This window comes from Actinoplanes sp. DH11 (genome assembly GCF_020873875.1).
Taxonomy (GTDB): Bacteria; Actinomycetota; Actinomycetes; order Mycobacteriales; family Micromonosporaceae; genus Actinoplanes.
The window spans coordinates 1-17,731 of sequence record NZ_JAHWGU010000040.1; the positions used below are offsets into that span (position 1 = coordinate 1).

Annotated in this window: 11 protein-coding genes; 2 read left to right on the forward strand and 9 right to left on the reverse strand. The window is 72.9% G+C overall.

Annotated features, from left to right (window positions below; genetic code table 11):
- Positions 1-188 precede the first annotated feature (188 nt).
- Genes LPA41_RS36885 through LPA41_RS36900 form a run of 4 tightly spaced genes read right to left on the reverse strand, consistent with a single transcriptional unit; the run spans position 189 to position 3,507 of the window.
- Positions 189-962 carry an ABC transporter ATP-binding protein gene (locus tag LPA41_RS36885; RefSeq protein WP_229075925.1) on the reverse strand — a complete coding sequence of 258 codons (774 nt, stop codon included), beginning with the start codon at positions 960-962 and terminating at the stop codon, positions 189-191.
- Between the two features lie 9 nt (positions 963-971).
- Positions 972-1,742 (reverse strand): ABC transporter permease, encoded by a 771-nt coding sequence (locus LPA41_RS36890; RefSeq protein ID WP_229075926.1) that lies wholly within the window; start codon positions 1,740-1,742, stop codon positions 972-974.
- Entirely contained in the window at positions 1,739-2,542 is an 804-nt protein-coding gene (locus tag LPA41_RS36895; RefSeq protein ID WP_229075927.1) for an ABC transporter permease, read from the reverse strand. The genes LPA41_RS36890 and LPA41_RS36895 overlap by 4 nt, the downstream gene beginning before the upstream one ends.
- Positions 2,539-3,507, reverse strand: a complete 969-nt coding sequence (locus LPA41_RS36900; RefSeq protein ID WP_229075928.1) for an ABC transporter substrate-binding protein — start codon at positions 3,505-3,507, stop codon at positions 2,539-2,541. The genes LPA41_RS36895 and LPA41_RS36900 overlap by 4 nt, the downstream gene beginning before the upstream one ends.
- Before the next feature lie 99 nt (positions 3,508-3,606).
- Here LPA41_RS36900 and LPA41_RS36905 point away from each other — a divergent pair, with 99 nt between their 5' ends.
- Entirely contained in the window at positions 3,607-4,383 is a 777-nt protein-coding gene (locus LPA41_RS36905) for an IclR family transcriptional regulator C-terminal domain-containing protein (RefSeq protein WP_229075929.1), read from the forward strand.
- A gap of 71 nt (positions 4,384-4,454) precedes the next feature.
- On the forward strand, positions 4,455-6,599 hold the full coding sequence (locus tag LPA41_RS36910; RefSeq protein ID WP_229075930.1) for a bifunctional diguanylate cyclase/phosphodiesterase: 2,145 nt from the start codon (positions 4,455-4,457) through the stop codon (positions 6,597-6,599).
- A 1-nt stretch (position 6,600) separates the two neighbouring features.
- Here the strand turns inward: LPA41_RS36910 and LPA41_RS36915 are convergent, their stop codons facing one another.
- Genes LPA41_RS36915 through LPA41_RS36935 form a run of 5 tightly spaced genes read right to left on the reverse strand, consistent with a single transcriptional unit; the run spans position 6,601 to position 17,531 of the window.
- Positions 6,601-9,660: a tubulin-like doman-containing protein gene (locus LPA41_RS36915; protein ID WP_229075931.1), complete on the reverse strand. Its 3,060-nt coding sequence runs from the start codon at positions 9,658-9,660 to the stop codon at positions 6,601-6,603.
- 38 nt (positions 9,661-9,698) lie between these two features.
- The gene (locus LPA41_RS36920; RefSeq protein ID WP_229075932.1) at positions 9,699-11,213 is read right to left on the reverse strand and encodes a vWA domain-containing protein; all 1,515 of its coding nucleotides are present in this window, start codon (positions 11,211-11,213) and stop codon (positions 9,699-9,701) included.
- Complete coding sequence (locus tag LPA41_RS36925) at positions 11,210-12,604, reverse strand: hypothetical protein (RefSeq protein ID WP_229075933.1); 1,395 nt, start codon at positions 12,602-12,604, stop codon at positions 11,210-11,212. The genes LPA41_RS36920 and LPA41_RS36925 overlap by 4 nt, the downstream gene beginning before the upstream one ends.
- Entirely contained in the window at positions 12,604-15,510 is a 2,907-nt protein-coding gene (locus LPA41_RS36930; RefSeq protein WP_229075934.1) for a hypothetical protein, read from the reverse strand. The genes LPA41_RS36925 and LPA41_RS36930 overlap by 1 nt, the downstream gene beginning before the upstream one ends.
- Positions 15,507-17,531, reverse strand: a complete 2,025-nt coding sequence (locus LPA41_RS36935; RefSeq protein ID WP_229075935.1) for a hypothetical protein — start codon at positions 17,529-17,531, stop codon at positions 15,507-15,509. The genes LPA41_RS36930 and LPA41_RS36935 overlap by 4 nt, the downstream gene beginning before the upstream one ends.
- Positions 17,532-17,731: the final 200 nt, after the last annotated feature.

The window sequence follows — 17,731 nt, forward strand, 5'->3', positions numbered from 1 at the left end:
AGCGCAAGATATGCCTCACGCTCGCGGGTCAGACGTCGACGGCCCTGATTGACCGACCGGTCCCGGACCTCGAAGTCCATCGCATCCCCTGAACTGGGGTGTTGCGACGACTCCTAGAACCCAAGGATTTCCCGTCCGGGCCGTTCTTCATCAGGCAGGGGCAGAGACAGACCCCGCTGCTGTACGGGCTAAGCCGCCGCCTTCTTCGCCAGCTGGATCTGCTCGTACACGTGGGTCCGCAGCTCCACGAACCTCGGGTCGGCGCGGGTGTGCAGCTGGTCCCGCTCGGCCGGCAGGTCGATGACCAGTTCGTCCTGCACGACCGTCGGGGAGGACGACAGCATCACCACGCGCCGGCCGAGGTAGACCGCCTCGTCGATGTCGTGCGTGACGAACAGGACTGTCACCTTCAGCCGCTGCCACAGCGCCCGGACCAGGTCTTCCAGGTCGGCCCGGGTCTGCGCGTCCACGGCGGCGAACGGCTCGTCCATCAGCAGGGTCCGCGGTTCGTAGGCGACCGCGCGGGCGATCGCCACCCGCTGCTGCATGCCACCGGAGAGCTGCCACGGGTACGCCGACTCGGTGCCGGTCAGCCCGACCGCGTCGAGCGCCTCCGCCACCAGTTCGGCGCGCCGGGGACGGGCCACCTTCTTCTGCTTCAGGGGCAGCTCGACGTTGTCCCGCACGCTCATCCAGGGGAACAGGCTCCGCCCGTACTCCTGGAAGACCACCGCCATGCCCGGCGGCGGCCCGGACACCGCCTTGCCGTCGACCCGCACGTCGCCGCCGGTCGGTTCGAGCAGGCCGGAGATGCAGCGCAGCAGCGTCGTCTTGCCGCAGCCGGACGGGCCGACCAGGCAGACCAGGTCGCCGGTGTCCACGGTGAACGTGAGATCGCGGAGTGCCTCCACCTCCCGGTTCCCGGACCGGTAGACCTTCTTCAGGCCTGTCACCTCGAGCATCGCGACCTCCTAGCCGGCCCGGCGCTGCGCCGCGCGCAGGCCCTCGTACCACCGCAGCGCCCGCCGCTCGGCGAGCCGGAACAGCAGCGACAGCGCGAAACCGAGCAGGCCGAGCAGGATGATCCCGCTCCACATCTCGGGGATCGCGAAGCTGCGCTGGAACTGCACGATGGTGAAGCCGAGCCCGTTGCTGGCCGCGAACATCTCGCTGATCACCATCAGGATGATCGCGATGGAGAGCGCCTGCCGGAGCCCCGCCGCGATCTGCGGTCCCGCCGACGGCAGGATCACCCGGGTGATCCGGGCGGGCCCGGTCACGCCGTAGGAACGGGCCGTCTCCAGCACGACGCCGTCGACCGCGCGCACGCCCTCGACGGTGTTCAGCAGGACCGGCCAGACACAGCCGAAGACGATCACGATCACCTTCATGCCGTCGCCGATGCCGGCGAACAGCATGATCACCGGCACCAGGACGGGCGGCGGGACGGCCCGGAAGAGCTCCAGGACCGGCTCGACCGTGAAGCGCAGCCGCCGGTTGACGCCGATCGCGAGCCCGAGACCGATCCCGATCACCGCGGCGAGCAGGTATCCGGAGAGCAGCCGCAGCAGGCTGGGCAGCACGTCGGACCGCAGCGCCGACAGAGTCCAGGTGTTGCCGAAGGCGGTCAGGATCTCCGACAGCGGGGGAGCGTAGAAGCTCTCGCTGCCGGCGCTGAGCACCCACCAGCCGCCGAAGAGCAGCAACGGCAGGGCCAGCGCGTACGCGATCCGTCTGATCACGCGATCACCTCGCCGCGGACCGACTGGTGCCAGCCGAGCAGGTGGCGCTCGCCGAAACGGGCCAGCAGGTTGATCAGCACGCCGAGCACGCCTGTCACGACGATCAGCGCGTACATCGTGGGCACCGCCTCGGAGGCCTGGGCGACCGCGATGTCCTTGCCCAGCCCCGGCGAGCCGATGACCAGCTCGGCGGTGATCGCCAGGATCAGCGCCACGGAGGCGGCGAGCCGGACACCGGTGAAGACGTACGGCAACGCGGTCGGCCACAGCACGTACCGCACCCGCGCCCACGCCGAGAACCGGTAGCTGCGCGCGGTCTCCTCGGCGACCGGGTCCACGTCGGCCACGCCGTAGAGCACCTGGACGAGCACCTGCCAGAAGGCGGCGTAACAGACCAGCAGGAGGGTGGAGCCGATCTCCGTACCGTAGAGAAGCACTGCCAGCGGGATGAGCGCGACCGAGGGGATCGGCCGCAGGAACTCGACGGTGGAGGCGGTCAGTTCGCGCAGCACCGGTACCGAGCCGATCGCGAGGCCGGCGAGCACGCCGGCGCCGACCGCGATCAGCACGCCCCAGGCCCAGGCCACCAGAGTGTCCTTCAAGGAGATCCAGAACTGCCCGGTGCCCAGCTCGTCGGCGAGGGCCGCGAGGATCGCGCTGGTCGGCGGCAGGTGCCGGTCGTTGACCAGACCCAGCGTCGGCAGCAGCTGGATGACGAGAAGCAACCCGGCCAGGCCGGCCACCCCCAGGATCGCGGGGTGACCGAGCCACGCCGGGTTGCCACGGCGAACCGGGGTCATGGGAGCAGCTTCGCCAAGTCCGGCGTCCCGGAGAAGATGCCGTCCTTCTCACCCAGGGTGGCGAGCGTCTGCACCGAGGCCTCGTTGATCTCGGTGGGCCACTTCGGCAGGACCAGGCCGGCGCGGAGCTTCTCGTCGATCTTCGTGTAGTCGGCGAGGATCCCGCGGACATCCTCGGGGTGCGAGTCGGCGTAGGCCAGCGACTCGTTCATCGCCTCGGTGAACCGCTTGACCAGGTCGGGGTTCTTGCCGATCAGCTCGGTGGAGGCGAAGTAGGCGGCGACGGTGAGGTTCGGGGCGGCGTCCACATAGGTGGAGGCGACCTCGCGGCCACCGGCTGCCTTGATCGTGGTGAGCGACGGCTCGACCACCCACGCGGCGTCGACCTGGCCGGCGTCCAGGGCCGCCGGCATGTTCGGGAACGGCATCTCGACGAACTCGATCTTCGACGGGTCACCGCCGGCCTTGCGCACCGACTGGCGGGTCACGGTGTCGCCGATGTTCTTCAGCGTGTTCACCGAGATCTTCTTGCCGGCCAGGTCGGCGGCGGTCTTGATGGCGCTGTCGCCCTTGACCACCACGGCGCCGAAGTCCTTGCCGTCCACGCCGGTCGAGGCCACCCCGTTGGACACCACCTTGATCGGCACGCTCTTGGTCTGCGCGATCATCAGGGACGTCATGTTGCTGAAGCCGAACTGGAACTGGCCGCTCACCACGCCGGGCACGATCGCCGCACCGCCCTGACCGGCCTCCATGGTCAGCTCGATGTTGCGCTTGGCGAAGAAGCCCTGCTTCTGTCCCAGGTAGATGGGGGCGACATCGACGATCGGGATGACGCCGACCTTCACCTTGTCGACACCGCCGCTCTCGCCGCCGCCGGAATCCGAGTCGCTGGACGTGCCGCAGGCCGCGAGGGTGCCGGCGAGGGCTGCCGCCACCATTCCCGCGAGGAGTCGCCGCCGCATAGTTTCTCCTTCGAAAGTGTGCGCATGACGAACATGAGTTCTCATCGAGAACGCTATGATGTGCCCCGTGTCACGTCAACGATTGACTTCGATCATCTGATGCCGCGGGAACCGTACTACGTGCAGTCGCTGGAGCGGGGACTCGCGGTGATCCGTGCATTCGACGCACAACATCGCGAACTGACCCTCAGCGACGTCGCGCGCGCCTGCGGGCTCACCCGTGCGGCGGCCCGGCGGTTCCTGCTGACCCTCACCGACCTCGGCTACATGCGCACCGACGGCCGGCTGTTCTCGCTGGCACCGCGCGTTCTGGAACTCGGGTTCGCGTACCTCTCCAGCCTCTCCCTGCCCGAGGTCGCCGCACCGCACCTGGAGCGTCTCGTCGCGCAGGTGCACGAGTCGTCGTCGCTCTCGGTGCTCGACGGCGACGACGTGGTCTACGTCGCCCGCGTCCCGACCAGCAGGATCATGCGGGTGGCGATAAACGTCGGCACCCGATTCCCGGCGTACGCGACGTCGATGGGCCGGGTCCTGCTCGCCGCGGGCCCGGAGGCCGACCTGACGGCGTACCTCGGCCGCGCCGACCTCAAGCCGCTCACCGGCCGCACCCTCTGCTCACCGGACGCGCTGCGCGCCGAGATCGCGCGGGTCCGCGCGCAGGGTTACGCGATCGTCGACCAGGAACTGGAGGAGGGGCTGCGAGCCATCGCCGTGCCCGTCCGGGACCGCAACGGCGTTCCCGCCGGCGCGGTGAACGTCTCCGTGCACGCCGCCCGCGCCACCGTCGGCGACATCCTGGAACGCCTGCTGCCGCCGCTGCTGGCCGCCGCCGCCGCGATCGAGTCGGACCTGCGGCCGGCCCCGGAACGGCGATGACGGCGAGGACGCGGTACGGGCCACACCGCCTCGGGCTCAACAAAGGGAACTTTCGGCCGAATTGACAGACCGTGGCGGCATGGCGGATCTGGTTGGTGTGCGGGCTGGCGGGAGCCGTGCTCTACGCCGTGCTGCCGGAGAGCCCGGCCGTCATCGTGCTCGCCACCGGCCTCTCGCTGGCCGCGGTCGCCGTCACGGTGGCCGGGGTGCGCCGGCACCGCCCGGTCACCGCCCCCTGGTGGTACGTCTTCGTGGCCGGCGCCTGCGCCTGGGTGTGCGGCGACCTGATCTACGCGTTCCAGCCACCGTTCCCGTCCTGGGCCGACGCCTGCTACCTGGGCGCCTACCCGATGCTCACCGTGGCGCTGTTCCGGCTCACCCGGCAGCGCGGCCCGGTCTGGTCCGGCACCCTCATCGATTCGGCGATCATCGCGGTCGGCGTCGGCATCGTCTACTGGACGTTCCTGATCGCGCCGATCGTCACCGACCCCACCATGCCGCCGCTGACCCGGGCCGTCGTGGCCGGGTACCCGACCGCCGGGGTGCTGCTCTGCGCGGTGATCATCCCGATCCTGCTGCGCCGCGGCCCGCGCTCGGCGAGTCTCTGGCTGCTCACCGCGGCGAGCGCGCTGACGCTGGTGTGCAACGTCCTCTATACCCTCGTCCCGGCCGGTCCGGCCCGGCTGCTGTTCACCGGTTACCTGATCGCCTACGTGCTGTTCGCCGCCGCGGCCGCGCACCCCTCGATGGCCCTGCCCGTCGCCGGGGACGCCGACAGCCTGGGCCGCAGCCGGCTCGGCGTGCTCACCGCCTCGATGCTGCTGGTGCCGGCGGTCGTGCTGATCCGCGGCGACTGGCAGCGCTGGGGCGTCGTGGCCGCCGGTTCGATGGTGCTCTTCGTCCTGATCGCCGCCCGGATGGCCGGTTACATGCGCCGGGTCGACAGCCAGTCCCGGCAACTGCTGCACCTGGCCATGCACGACGACCTGACCGGCCTGCCCAACCGCCGCGAACTGGAACGCCGGGTCACCCGTGCGCTGACCGCCGGGCCGTGCCAGGTGATCGTCATCGACCTGGCCGGCTTCCGGCACGTCAACGACCGGCTCGGCCGGGCGGCCGGCGACCAGGCCCTGACCGCCGTCGGTGAGCTGCTGCGCACCTGCGTCCGGGACGGCGACGTGGCCGCTCGGATGGGCGCCGACGAGTTCGCCGTGCTGGTCCGCACCCCCGATGGCCACGTCGCGAACCGGTTGCTCGAGATGCTGCGGCACCCGGTCCAGGCGGGCGAGCACGAACTGCTGCTGACCGCCCGGCTCGGGACGGCCGCCGGCGAGCCCGGGATGGCCGCGTCGGAGCTGGTCCGCCGCGCCGACACGGCCCGCTATGCCGCCAAGGCGGCCGGGGTGCCGCTGGTGGCGTACACCGGCGAGCTGGACGAACGCGCGGAAGCCGCCGAACGGCTCGGCGCCGACCTGCGGCACAGTCTCGACGACGGCGACTTCACGGTGGTCTACCAGCCGATCGTCGAGCTGAGCAGCGGGCGGACCGTGGCGGTCGAGGCCCTGGTGCGCTGGACGCATCCGGTGCGGGGCCCGGTCAGCCCGGCCACCTTCATCCCGGTCGCCGAGGACAACGGCCTGATCGTCGAGCTCGGCGAATGGATCATGCGGACCGCCTGCCGGCAGTTCGCCCGGTGGCGCCGTGACCTCGGTGACGCCGCACCCGAGTACGTCAGCGTCAACGTCTCCGCCCGCCAGCTCAGCGAGCCCGGCTTCCCCGACGTCGTCGCGCAGATCCTGCTGAGCACCGGCCTGCGCCCGGACGAACTGCTCGTCGAGGTGACCGAGACCGCGATCTTCGGCGGCGGCGTCGCCATCGAGGCGGTCGAGACGCTGCACGACACCGGCGTCCGGATCGCCCTCGACGACTTCGGTACCGGCCACTCCTCCCTGGGTCTGCTGCGGGCCGTCCCGGTCGACGTCCTCAAGGTCGACAAGTCGTTCGTCGACGAGATCGCCGAACCGGGCCGCGAGGCCGTCATCGTGGACGCGCTCATCCACGTCAGCAACGGCCTCGGCCTGCGGGCCGTCGCGGAGGGCGTGGAGACCGCCGAACAGGCCGGCTACCTGCGGGGTCTCGGCTACCACCTGGCGCAGGGGTACTACTTCGGCAAGCCCGTCGAACACCCCGACTTCACCGCCGCGGCCCGGGTCTGACTCACTTCTGCTTGTCGATGTGGACGTGGGCGGCGACCGTCAGCAGCCGCCACAGGTCGTCGTCCAGGCGGTACGCCGGGGGCAGGCCGTAGAAGCGCCGGGTCCCGTACTCCCAGTCCAGGTCGCGGACCGCGTCCTCGGCGGCGGCCAGCACCGCGCCCCGGCGCACCTCGGCCAGTTTCGTGCCGGCGGTCGTCAGATTCTTCAGCAGGCGGCCCAGCCGGGGTTCGTCGCCCAGTTCCTGGTTGGGCCGGCTGCGGTGCGAGCGGGTCTGCCAGCCCAGCACCTGCTCGGTCTCGCCGGGGGCGAACATCGGGGCGAGCCGTTCGTTGGACAGCGCCACCGCGGCCGCGGTGAGCAGGTCGAAGTCGCGGCAGAGCAGCAGGTGGTCGCCGGTGAGCCGGGGCAGCGGCCGGGACAGCACGCCCTCGCCGACCAGGTCCTCGCTCTTGGCCTCCAGCAGCGCGGCGTTCTTCTCCTCGGCGATGACGTGCGGTGACGGCGGTGCGGCGCGGCGCTGCTCGTAGGACTGGCGCAGGTCGGTGAAGCCGTCGAAGGCGCCGAGGCGCAGCGAGTGCCGGGACTTGAACAGCATGATCTTGTCGGTGACCGGCCGGTCCGGCGACTCCGCCGACGGGACGATGTTGTTCAGCTCGACGCGCTGCTGGCCCAGGTACTCCCAGAGCTCGGCACTGAGCGTGGCGCCCGGTGAGTCGGCGGCGGGCAGGGCGGCGAACGCGTACACCTGCTGTTGTTGATCTCCGTCGTCCTCGGGGGAGAGGTCGCGCAGGCGCCGGTGCTCCTCGTCGTTGTAATCGACGAGCCACTCCGCCCCGGTGATCAGCTGCTTGCCGATCTCCTCGGCGCTGCGCCGGGTCCGCTCCAGCAACTCGAAGATCGACAGCTGCCGCAGCGGCGCGAAGATCGGCCGGGCCCGGTCGGCGAGGGCGCCCACCACCTGGTCCACCGGCGCCGCCCGCCGGGCGTCGGCGAGCACCAGCGAGGGCCGTCCGGTGCCGGTCTCGACCCGCCAGGCCAGCGCCTCGGCGACCGGGTCCAGCGAGGTCACCGACCGGTCGTAGAGCCACTGCTCGGCGGCCGCGTCGTCGACCTGCGGCAGCACGTGACGCAGCGGGAACTTCTCCGCGTCCCGGCGTTCCCGGCGGACGTCCTCGACGGACTGCGCCAGGGCCCGGGCCGCGTCGTCCACGGTCACCCGCCACAGCTCGGTCTCGGCACGGACCGCGTCCACCTCCTGCGCCAACCGGTCCAGCATCCGCAGCGTGCGCGCGTGGCTGTCGGCCTGCACGTGGGCGAGCAGCAGCGCGTACTCGGCGGACAGGTAGTTGAGCTGGTGCTTGCCGCGCCGCCAGCCCTTGTCCTCCCGGGCCAGCTCCTCGGCGTTGTCGCGGGCCGCCTTGGCCAGCGCCGCGTCCTGCCGGGGCGCGTTCTCCACCCGGGCCCGGAACAGCTCCAGCCGCTGACCCACCAGATCCAGGAAGGCCAGCCCGGTACGCGGCCCGCCGTCCCGCCGCGACATGATCCGCGCCACCGCACCGCGCAGGGCGACCGCCCAGTCCTGGGCGGTGTGCCGCTCGTGGTGCTCGGCGACCGGGTGCCACTGCTCGCGGGTCTTCAGGGTGACCGGGACACCGCGTTCGCCCCAGAACATCCGGACGGTCTCCTGCGTCCGCTCGATGACCACCTGTCCCCGGTGGTCGGTGCGGAACGACGTGATGTCCTCGAACGGCAGCATCAGGTTCGGTGGCTCCGGGAACGGCAGCCGGCCGTCGCGGGACTGCAGCCAGCTCACCGTCGGCGACAGCAGGCCGTCGCGGGCCGGTTCGCTGTCCAGTTCCGGCAGCACCGGCGGCGGCAGCGCGCCGCCGGCGTCCGGGATGTCGACCTCACCGAGCAGGAACTGGTCGACGTCGGCGGCGAGCGACCCGGGCCGGTCCGGCAGGCCGCGCAGCACCGTCAGGGCGGCCTTGCTGACCAGGCCCCGGATCACCGGCTCCCAGGCGTACTCGACCAGGTAGACGCCGAACGTCGAGTAGAGGTCGGTGGCGCCCTGCCGGTACTGCCGGGCGTTGACCCGGTAGCTGCTGAACGCGGCGCCGACGGTCGGCAGCAGGTGGGCGTAGACGGCGTCGGCGATCGCGACCGGGGTGACCGTCTCCGGACCGAAACCCTCCAGATGACGGGCCGCCGACCGGGAACGCCGACCGTCGAGGAAGTAGGTGTACTGCACCGGTGCGGCGGTCATCTCGTGCACGTCCCGCGGCGACCAGCGGAACTCGGCGGGGTGCTCCCGGCCGACGTTCATCAGCCGGTCCAGTTCGCGCAGCAGCGCGTACCCGTTGGCCTCGCTGCGCTGGCGCTGCGGCCCGTCGAGGCGGCGCCGGAACGCGCCGGAGAGCACACAGAACAGGGTGACCGAGAAGTCGCCGCCGTGTGCCTGCCGGATCCGCTGCAACGCGGCGAGCACGTCGAGCAGGATGCCGGCGCCGGTGCCGCCGGCCGTCGAACTGATCACGTAGATGTTCGGCGTGGTGTCCGCGTGCACCCGGGTGAGCTGGTCGAGCGCGTCCTCCAGGCGTTTGGTCACCGGGGTGGAGCCGAGCACGTCGGCGAAGAACGACAGCCGCCCGAACGACCGGATCTGGCCGGCGCCCTCGACCAGGAAGGAGAGCGCCTCGTCGTCGCGGATCCGGCGGGCGTCCTCCGGGCTGAACCACGGCACCACTGTCGGGTAGAACGCCTCGGCCGTCTCCCGGCCCTGCCGGATCTTGTCGATCATGCCGCCGATCGAGCCGTTGAGGTAGAGGTCCTCGACGTTCGCGTCCAGGGACACGCCGTCCACCCGGGGCCGGTTGCGCCGGTCCACGTCGAGGGCGCGCAGCAGGATCGGCCAGTCGTAGGGCCGGCCGTCGGTGCGCGCCGGCGCAGCCGGGTCGTGCATCAGGTCCTGCCAGCGCTGCTCGGTCGTGAGCCGGGCCTTCAGGTGGGCGGCGGCGGCGCTCCCGGTGCCGCCGAGCCCGATCACCAGTGCGGGAAGCACGAGAGGAACCTCCGAGGTCGGGGTATGCGGATGAAGGGTCAGGGTTGGTAGGTGAAGGTGGTTCCGTCGGTGAGCGGTCTCGTCTGCCGCGGCGGGCAGATCACCCGGTGCCGCCGGCCGGCGCGGCGGTAATCGATGCGCAGCACCAGTTCCCGGCCGGCGCCCACGCGTTTGCGCTGCCGGAACGCGCGGACCGTGCCGCTGCCCTGGGTGGCGGCGCCACTGCCGTGCGGCGCCGGGAAGCGGACCTTGCGGCCGGAGAGCATCTGCCGGTACGGCACCGGCGCCCCCGGTTCGGTGACGGTGAGCTGCCCGCCGCCCATCGGCCGCCAGCGCCGGGTGGGCAGCCACAGCAGCAGCGCGACAAGCGCGACGAGCAGCAGTCCGAGCACGGTCACCAGCCAGATCGCGATGCCTGTCGCGGTGGCCCGCACCGGGACCGCCGCGCGCGCCGGCTCGGGGGTGAGGGCGAGCCCCAGGTCCTGGACGATCACGTCGCGCCACGGCGAGGTGATCGCCGCCTCGATCCGCAGCGTTCCTGCGGTGGAGCGCTCGCCGCCGATCCACCGGCCGGTGGCGCCCGGCGGGTCGACCCGCAGCTGGATCGTCTGTTCCGCGCCCGGTGCCACGGTGGTCTCGCCGGTGAGCACTCGCACCGGTATCGCGGCGCCCTCGACCGTGGCCGCCGGGGTCACCGTGAGCGGCACCCGGGAGGCCTCGTTGCGCACCGTCGCGGTGATCGTGACGGGTTCGTCGCGGACGGTGATCGGTCCCGGGTTCGTCGTCAGCGTGACGGCGGGCCGGTCGCGGGCCACCAGGGCCGCGGCCTTCGCCATCGCGACCCGGCTGCCCACCCCGCTCAGATAGGTCCCGACCTGGTCGGGCGGCAGATCCATCAGCACGGTGTCGTCGAAGACCCGGTCGAGCAGCCGCACATCGGTCTGCCCGGTGAGCGGGATGCCGAGGGCGCGGACCGGCCGGCGGCGCTCGATCCCGGTGGCGCGTTCCCGCAGCCTGGTGATCGCGGCGTCGATGTTCCCGTCGTACCGCGAACCCGGCGGCGGGTCCTGCACACCGTCGGTGAGCAGCACGACGGTGGCCGGGTCGGTCAGATCGGGGCGGTCGACGGTGTCCAGGGCCGATTCGATGGCCGCGCCGATGTCGGTGCGGCCGCCCTCGGCCCGGTCCGGCAGCCGGCTCAGCACGCCCGCCCCGGTGCCGCCGATCCGGCCGGTGAAGGTCGGGTCCGGGCGGTCCGCGAAGGCGACCAGGTGCAGGCGGTCGACCGGCGACAGCGCGTCCAGCAGCGGCCGCAACGCGCGCTGGGCCCGGGTGTAGAGGTCCGGGCCACCGGCCGGCTGCATCGACGACGACACGTCCAGCAGCACCACGTAGTCGGCGGCCAGCTCATCGGTGCGCAACGCGTCGAGCACCTCGGCGAGGGAGGCCTGGGGCGGGTCCGCCGCCGTCGGCGAGGGCGGGGCCATGAGCAGGGCGAGAAGCAGAACCACGAGGTACGCCGCCGGCCGTCCCACCGCGCCCGGGCGTGTCATCGCCGTCCCCGCAGCGAGCCGTCCAGCTCGCCGCCGTAGATCACGCGGCCGGATCGGAACACGCTGTTGTCGGCGAGCAGACTCGGCCGCAGACAGTCGAAGATCTTGCCGACGTCGGCGTCGTCGTCGACCTTGAGCCGGATGTCGTTCTCCAGCTCCGCCTCACCGCTGGCCAGCAAATCCTTGTAGAGCGAGCGCACACCCAGATCCCGGACCTTCAGCTGGGGCGCGTAGCGGCTGGCCGTCTCCCGGACGAACTGCATGGCGGCGGCGCGGGAGTCGGCCCACCAGCTCTCCGGCGAGGGCAGCGGCCGGTGCACCACCGAGCGCAGCACCTCGGCAAGCTGGGCCGCGCGGACCACCAGGCTGGCGCCGTCGGTGGCCTTCTCCGCGTTGCGGTAGGCGATCAGCTTGTCGCGCAAGGTCGCCTCCAGCTCGCTGTAGGCGGTCCGGGCCGGCACCAGTTCCGATTTGCGGGCGTAGAAAGCGCTCCGGTCCTCGCCGGCCAGCCACAGCATCTGCGAGGCGATGGCGGGGATCTGCCGGTGGCTGAGCACCCGGTCGGAGAACGCCTTGATCACCATCTCCTCGGCCATGGCTTCGCGGTGCGCGACCACACCCGGCAGGTCGTGATAGGCGGGGATCAGGACCAGTGGCGGGTCGACCTCGGCGGCCAGGGCGCCCCAGCCTGCCTGCGGTCGGTTCCACTCGGGCGGCAGACACCGGCCGAGCTTCCGGCGCCACTCGTCGGCCGGGTCCCGGTGCAGTCGCAGCAGGCCGAAATGGAACGCCCGCCACCGCTCGGCGGCAGTGCGCCCGGGCAGCGGGTCGGCGCCCAGGAACCGCTGCACCAGCGGGCTGGTGGCGAATTCGGTGAGCACCTCGGCGACACCGGCGTCGACCCGGCCGCGTTCCTCCCCGCCGGCCCGCATCCCCGGCCGGGTTCGCTCCATCGGCGCCGGCCGGTCCGCTCCCGCCTGCGCCACGGATGCCTGCGCCACGACCGGCTGGGTCGCGGCCGGCTGGGTTCCGGCCGGCTGGGTTGTGGGCGGCTGGGTTGTGACCGGCCGGGTTGCGGGCGGCTGGGTCGCGGCGGGCGTGACAGTGGCGGTCGCCGGGTCGTGTGCCGGCGCCGGGCCGGAGTTCTCGTCGCGCTGGAAGAACGTCCGCAGCCGGTGCCTCAGTGCCTCGCCGCGTCGCATCATCGCCTCCTGGTCGGGCCGCGGTCCGCCACCGGCGCAGGCCGCGATGCTCGTCGTATAGGTGAGTTCCTCGACGGCGAGCAGCAGGTCGGTCAGCCGCCGCACCACCACCGCACCGAGCGGGTCGTCGGTGAGCACCTCGCCGCGCAGCAGGTCGTCCAAGGATCGGGGCCGGTCGGTGAGCGTCATCAGTGCGTCCCGTCGAAGGGGTTGTCGTGGTCGTCGGACTCGGCCTTGGGCGTGCCGAGCGGATGCCGGTACACCGCGCCGGCCCGGTGCTCCACGTCGACCGGCGAATCGGTGATCCACAGCGGCGGGTCACCCGCGTGCACCCGGATGGCGCCCTCGTCGTCCACGCTGACCACGTGCGGCACCGGCGGACCGGGCTCCGCCGACAACCGGCCCAGCAGGTGCTGCCGGCCCTGCTCGTCGTGGAACAGGAAGGCCCACCGCCCGTCGGCGTCCGGCGGCGGCAGGGGAGTGTGCCCGAGCAGCCCGTCACGCAGCGAGCCGTCGGCGTCGGCGAGGCGCTCCGAGGTCGGCGGCCGGTCACCGCGCAGCGCCGGGCGTGGCGCGGCCGCGCCGGCCACCAGGATCCGGTCGGCGAGGCGAGCGAGGTCGAGGAGCGGAAGGTCCACTTCCCGGGGTACGCGCACCGCCGGCACCGACCGATCGACGCGGTACGCCGGCCGATCGCCCTGCCACAGCAGCAGGTGCACGTCGAGACTGCCGTCGGCCTCGATGCCGCAGCGGATCTGCCGGGGCCAGATCTTGCGGTCCAGGCGGACCCCCGGCGCGTCCTCGGCGAGCCGCACGTCCAGGTCGGACCAGCGGAACACTCCCCACGGCAGCGGCTGACCGCCGTCCACCTCCCGGACGATCACCAGGCGGTCCGGCAGCCGGCCGATCGTCGCGAACGCCCGCAGCCGCCCACCCGGCTGCTCCTGGAACGGGGTGCCCGCGGTGAGCAGTTCCCGGTTCCGGTCGCTCAGCCCGCGCATGCTGAGCGTGCACGGCAGGTCGAGCAGCAGGTTGTCCACCTCGATCGACACCTCGGTGGCGCCCTGGCGCAGCAGCTCCTCGTCCGGTTCGGCAGTCCCCAGCGCGCTCATCGAGGCGGCCCAGGCCGCGCCCATCGAGGCGGCGTTCTTGGCGTACGTCCGTTCCACCACCACCTGCACCGGCCTGCTGTCCGCGCCCTGCCCGCCGGCCAGTTCACGGGCCACCACCCGCGCCGCCAGGCCGAGCTGGCTGGCCTTGCCGGTGAGCAGCACCCGGTCCAGCCGCTCCGCGCCGGTGAGCCGGGTCCGGGCCAGCGCCGCGGCCAGCCGGCTGATCTCCACGAGCATCGGTTCGCCGACCGCGACGAAGTCGGCGTGGGTCAGCGGGTCCAGGCCGCCGCCGAACCCGGGTGGCACGTCGGCATCCGCCGGCACCACCGCCCGGGCCACGTCCTCCACCACGTCGGCGGGCAGCCGGACCGGCCGCTCCTCCTCGACCGCGATCTTCGCCGTCTCGGCCAGGTCCCACAGCTGGTAGAAGGCCTTCTCGCGGGCGGCGGTCGCGGCGTCGGCGGGCCGGCCCGCGGTACGGGTACCGACGACCAGCTCCACGTTGTCCCGGACCCGGAGCGCGGCAGCCGGCTCCGGGATCGAGGTGTCCCGTTGCAACGCCTGCCGGGTCTGGGCGATCAGGCTGCCGGGGCGGTACCGGCCGTCCTCGGTCCGGTACGCCGGGTCGAGCTCGGCGGCCGTCCGGCGCTGCCAGTCCGCCCAGGCCTCCGCCTCGTCCGTGGCGTCGTCGCCCGGGTGCGGCAGCGTCAGCAGCTGGTCGGCGATCATCGCCTTGATCAGGCGGAACACCTGCAGGGTCAGGAAGTCGCCGCCGCGTCGGCTGCGGCCGCTGGTGCCGCGCAGCTGCGGCACCAGCCGGTAATGCCGGCCGGTGCTGCCCGGCGGCGCGTCCGGCATCGGCGGTGTCTCGTCGTGCAGGTGCGTGGTGATCAGGGCGATGTCGGTGGTGCCGCCGCCCACGTCCACCACCAGGGTGTTCTCGATCCGGTGCCGTTCGTCGCCGGGCACCGCGCGGAACCGGGCCCGCAGCGCCTCGACCCCGGTGGTGTGGTTGGCGCCGAGGTCACGCATCAGGAAGAACAGCGCGGCCGCGATCGCCTCGTCGTAGCGCAGGTCGACCTCGCCGACACCGAGCAGCCCGGTGATCACGTTCTCCAGGCGGCGGCGGACCGCGGGCGGTGCCATCGTCGGGTAGGTCACGACCACGTGGTCGATCGGGGCGTCCTCGAGCCGGTCCGGGTGCGCGTGGGTGAACTCGTCGGACCGGTCCAGCAGGAACCCGAACGCCCCGCCGAGCAGCGGCTCCAGCTCCACCGAACGCCGCTCGTCGCGCAGCGGCAGCCGGAAGTCGGGCTTGTCCAGGTAGTGCTTGAGCCCGCGCAGGGTGGCCAGGGTGCTGCCGTCGCCGAGCGGGCGGCCGAGGCGGACCCGCAGGTCCGGGTCGACCGCGGTGACGTCCAACCGGCTCGGCACCTCGTTCTGGTCGGTGGCGTTGTCCAGCCGGACCGGGAAGAGCGAGTAGTGCTCCAGCGCCGGGGTGCCGAACGCCTCGTCGTAGCAGTGGTGCAGCCGGTCGGCGAGCCAGCCGGCGAAGGGGGCGGTGCCGCCGGCCTGTGCCGCCTCCAGGGCCAGCAGCACGTCGTGGAGCAGCGGGTGGTGTGCCGCCTCCTCGGCCTCGACCGTGTCGGCCAGGCCGCGACCGTCCCCGCCGGCCAGGTCGGCGCCGATCCGGGTGCGCACGGTGTCCCACTCGGCCCGGCACTGGTCGAAGCTCAGGTCCCGGAGTTCGTCGGCCCGCACCTCCCGGCGCAGCAGGCGCACCACCGCCCGGCTGAGGGCGGCCCGCTGGTCGGCGGGCATCGGCACCACCGGCGGCGGCAGGTTCGGGTCGTAGAGGGTGACCGTCGAGTTGGTGGTACCGAAGTCCACCGCGGCCAGGCCACCGTGCCGGCGGTCGCGCACCCGGCGCCGGGCCGGCTGGATCCGGCGGTCCGGGTCGGGGATCGTGAAGTCGTCGGTCATCGCGGGTCCTCGGCGTCGGCACGGCCCCGGACGTCGGCACGGTCCAGGGAGCCGGTCCGGTCGGGGGAATCGGGGCGGTCCGGGCTGTCGGCCCGGTCCAGCAGGTCTTCGATCCGGCGGGCCGCGGTCTGCGGCGGCACCCCGGTGCCGGGCGGTCCCGCGCCGAGCAGCGCCCGGATGTGGGTGTCCGCCCGCTGCTGGCTCTGCTGCTGCATGCGCAGCTCCCGGCGCACCGCCTCGACGCGGGCGGTGAGCGCGCCGGCGAGCTGCTCCTCGGCCAGCCGCTGCGCGGCCACCACCAGCTCGCGCCGGATCCGCAGGATCGTCACCAGGTGCCTGCCGTGCCCGCCCGCGCCGTCCGACCCGTGGTGCCACGGCAGGTCCCGGCCGGGGTCGAGCGGGAAGGCGGCCCGCACCTCGGCCGCCGCGGGTGCCGCCGGCAGCGCCGGACGGACGTCGGCGACCCAGCTCAACTGCACACCCCGGCGCAGCCGGCTGACCGTCTCGTCGGTGCCGTCCCGCAACGGCACCACCACCTCGAAGAACTCGGACTTGAGCGGGCCGAGCCGGGCCGACCAGCGGCGCAGCCAGCTCTCCACGGTCGCGTCGACGACCGAGGTGCAGGCCGCCGGCAGTCCCTGGGCAACCGCGCGCAGCCGCCTCTCGAACACCTCGGGGGTGCCGGGCAGCTCGTCGGTGTACCGGGCGCCGGGGGTCAGGACGTGGTTGCGCAGCGCGGAGAACAGGACCTGCCACTGCGGCCAGGCGTACACCTGGGCGGTGACCCACTGGCGCAGGGCGGCGTACGGCGTGATGCCCCCGGCCAGCTCGGCAGCCGGCCCGGCGATGCCCCGTTCCACGTCGTCGGTCATCGCGGAGAGTTCCGCGCCGATCCGGCCGAGCAGGCCACGCACCCGCATCTCGGTGGGCGACGGCGGTGGCGGTGCGGCGAGCGGCGTCTCGTCCAGGGCCGCGGCGACCCGGCGCACGGCACGGCGGAACTCGCCGTACGCCGTGCCGGTCTGCCGGTCCCGCGCCGCCTCGCAGGCCACCCGGCCGCGGTCGCCGATGTCGGCGCGCAGCTCGGCCAGGGCGCTGCCGTCCCGCAGCACGAGGTAGTTGTCCGGCCCCCGCAGGGTCACCGCGGGCGCCGGCGTGCGCAGCTGGGCGAGCAGCTTCTCCGCCTCGCGCTGCGAACCGTCGATGGTGATCACCGCACCGGCCGTGGCCAGCTCGGTCTCGATCAGCCAGTCCGCCCGCCCGGTGCGCAGCTGCGGATCCAGCACCGGCAGGTCGACCAGGTCCAGTCCGTCCTCGCCGAGCGGCCAGTGCCGCGCCGGCACGTCCACGTCCACCACGATCCGGCGCACGGCCGGGAAGACCCGGTGCAGCACGCCCTGGCCGAGTTCCTGATCGGCCTCGTACGGCCCGGCACCGCCCGGATCCGGGAACGGCGGCCGCACGCCGGAGCGGTCGCCCCACCGCACCGGCATGGTCGCCTGATGCACGGCCTCGAGCCGGGCCGGGAGGCCGTCACGGCCCAGGAACCGTTCGGCGAAGACCTGCGCCCGGTAGAGCGCGACAAGTTCGGTGACGGCGGCCTGGCGGTAACCGTCCGCCGCCGGCCACGCCGCCCGCGCCTGCTCCAGCACGACCGGCCAGTCCACGTCGGCCGCCGTGCCGGCCGGGAGGTCGCCGAGCTGGGCGAGCAACCGGGTCCGGCAGCTCAGGATCTGCGCACGGCTCAGGAACGCGACGGTGACCCGGCGGACGGTGGCGCGGTCGTCCGCGACCGGGCGCAGGCGCACCGCGGTGACGTACCCGATGGTGGTCCGTTCCGGGGTGAGCCCGGCCGCGCCCTCGCCGAGCAGCGGCGTCCAGAGGTGATGGCTGACCACCCGATGGTCGCCACCTGACTCGGCGAGCACCGCCACCGCGAGCCGGCTCGTGCCGGCGTCCCGCACCCGGGCGGCGGCGTCCTCGATCTCCCGTCGATGGGCACTGTCAGTGAGGAGCGCCATGATGTCGGGGAGCAACCGATCGACCCGCGCACGGATTTCCCGTGCCGGATCTGCGCTCTGCAAGGACACGCGTCCCTCCCGTTTTCGGTTGTGCGTCATCCAGGGCAGACGGCGCGATTCGGCCGCTGTCGACCCGGACCGGGGGTCAAAAAGTGGGGCCGGCGGTGACCGGGATATCAAGATGACGAAAACGCTTTGCC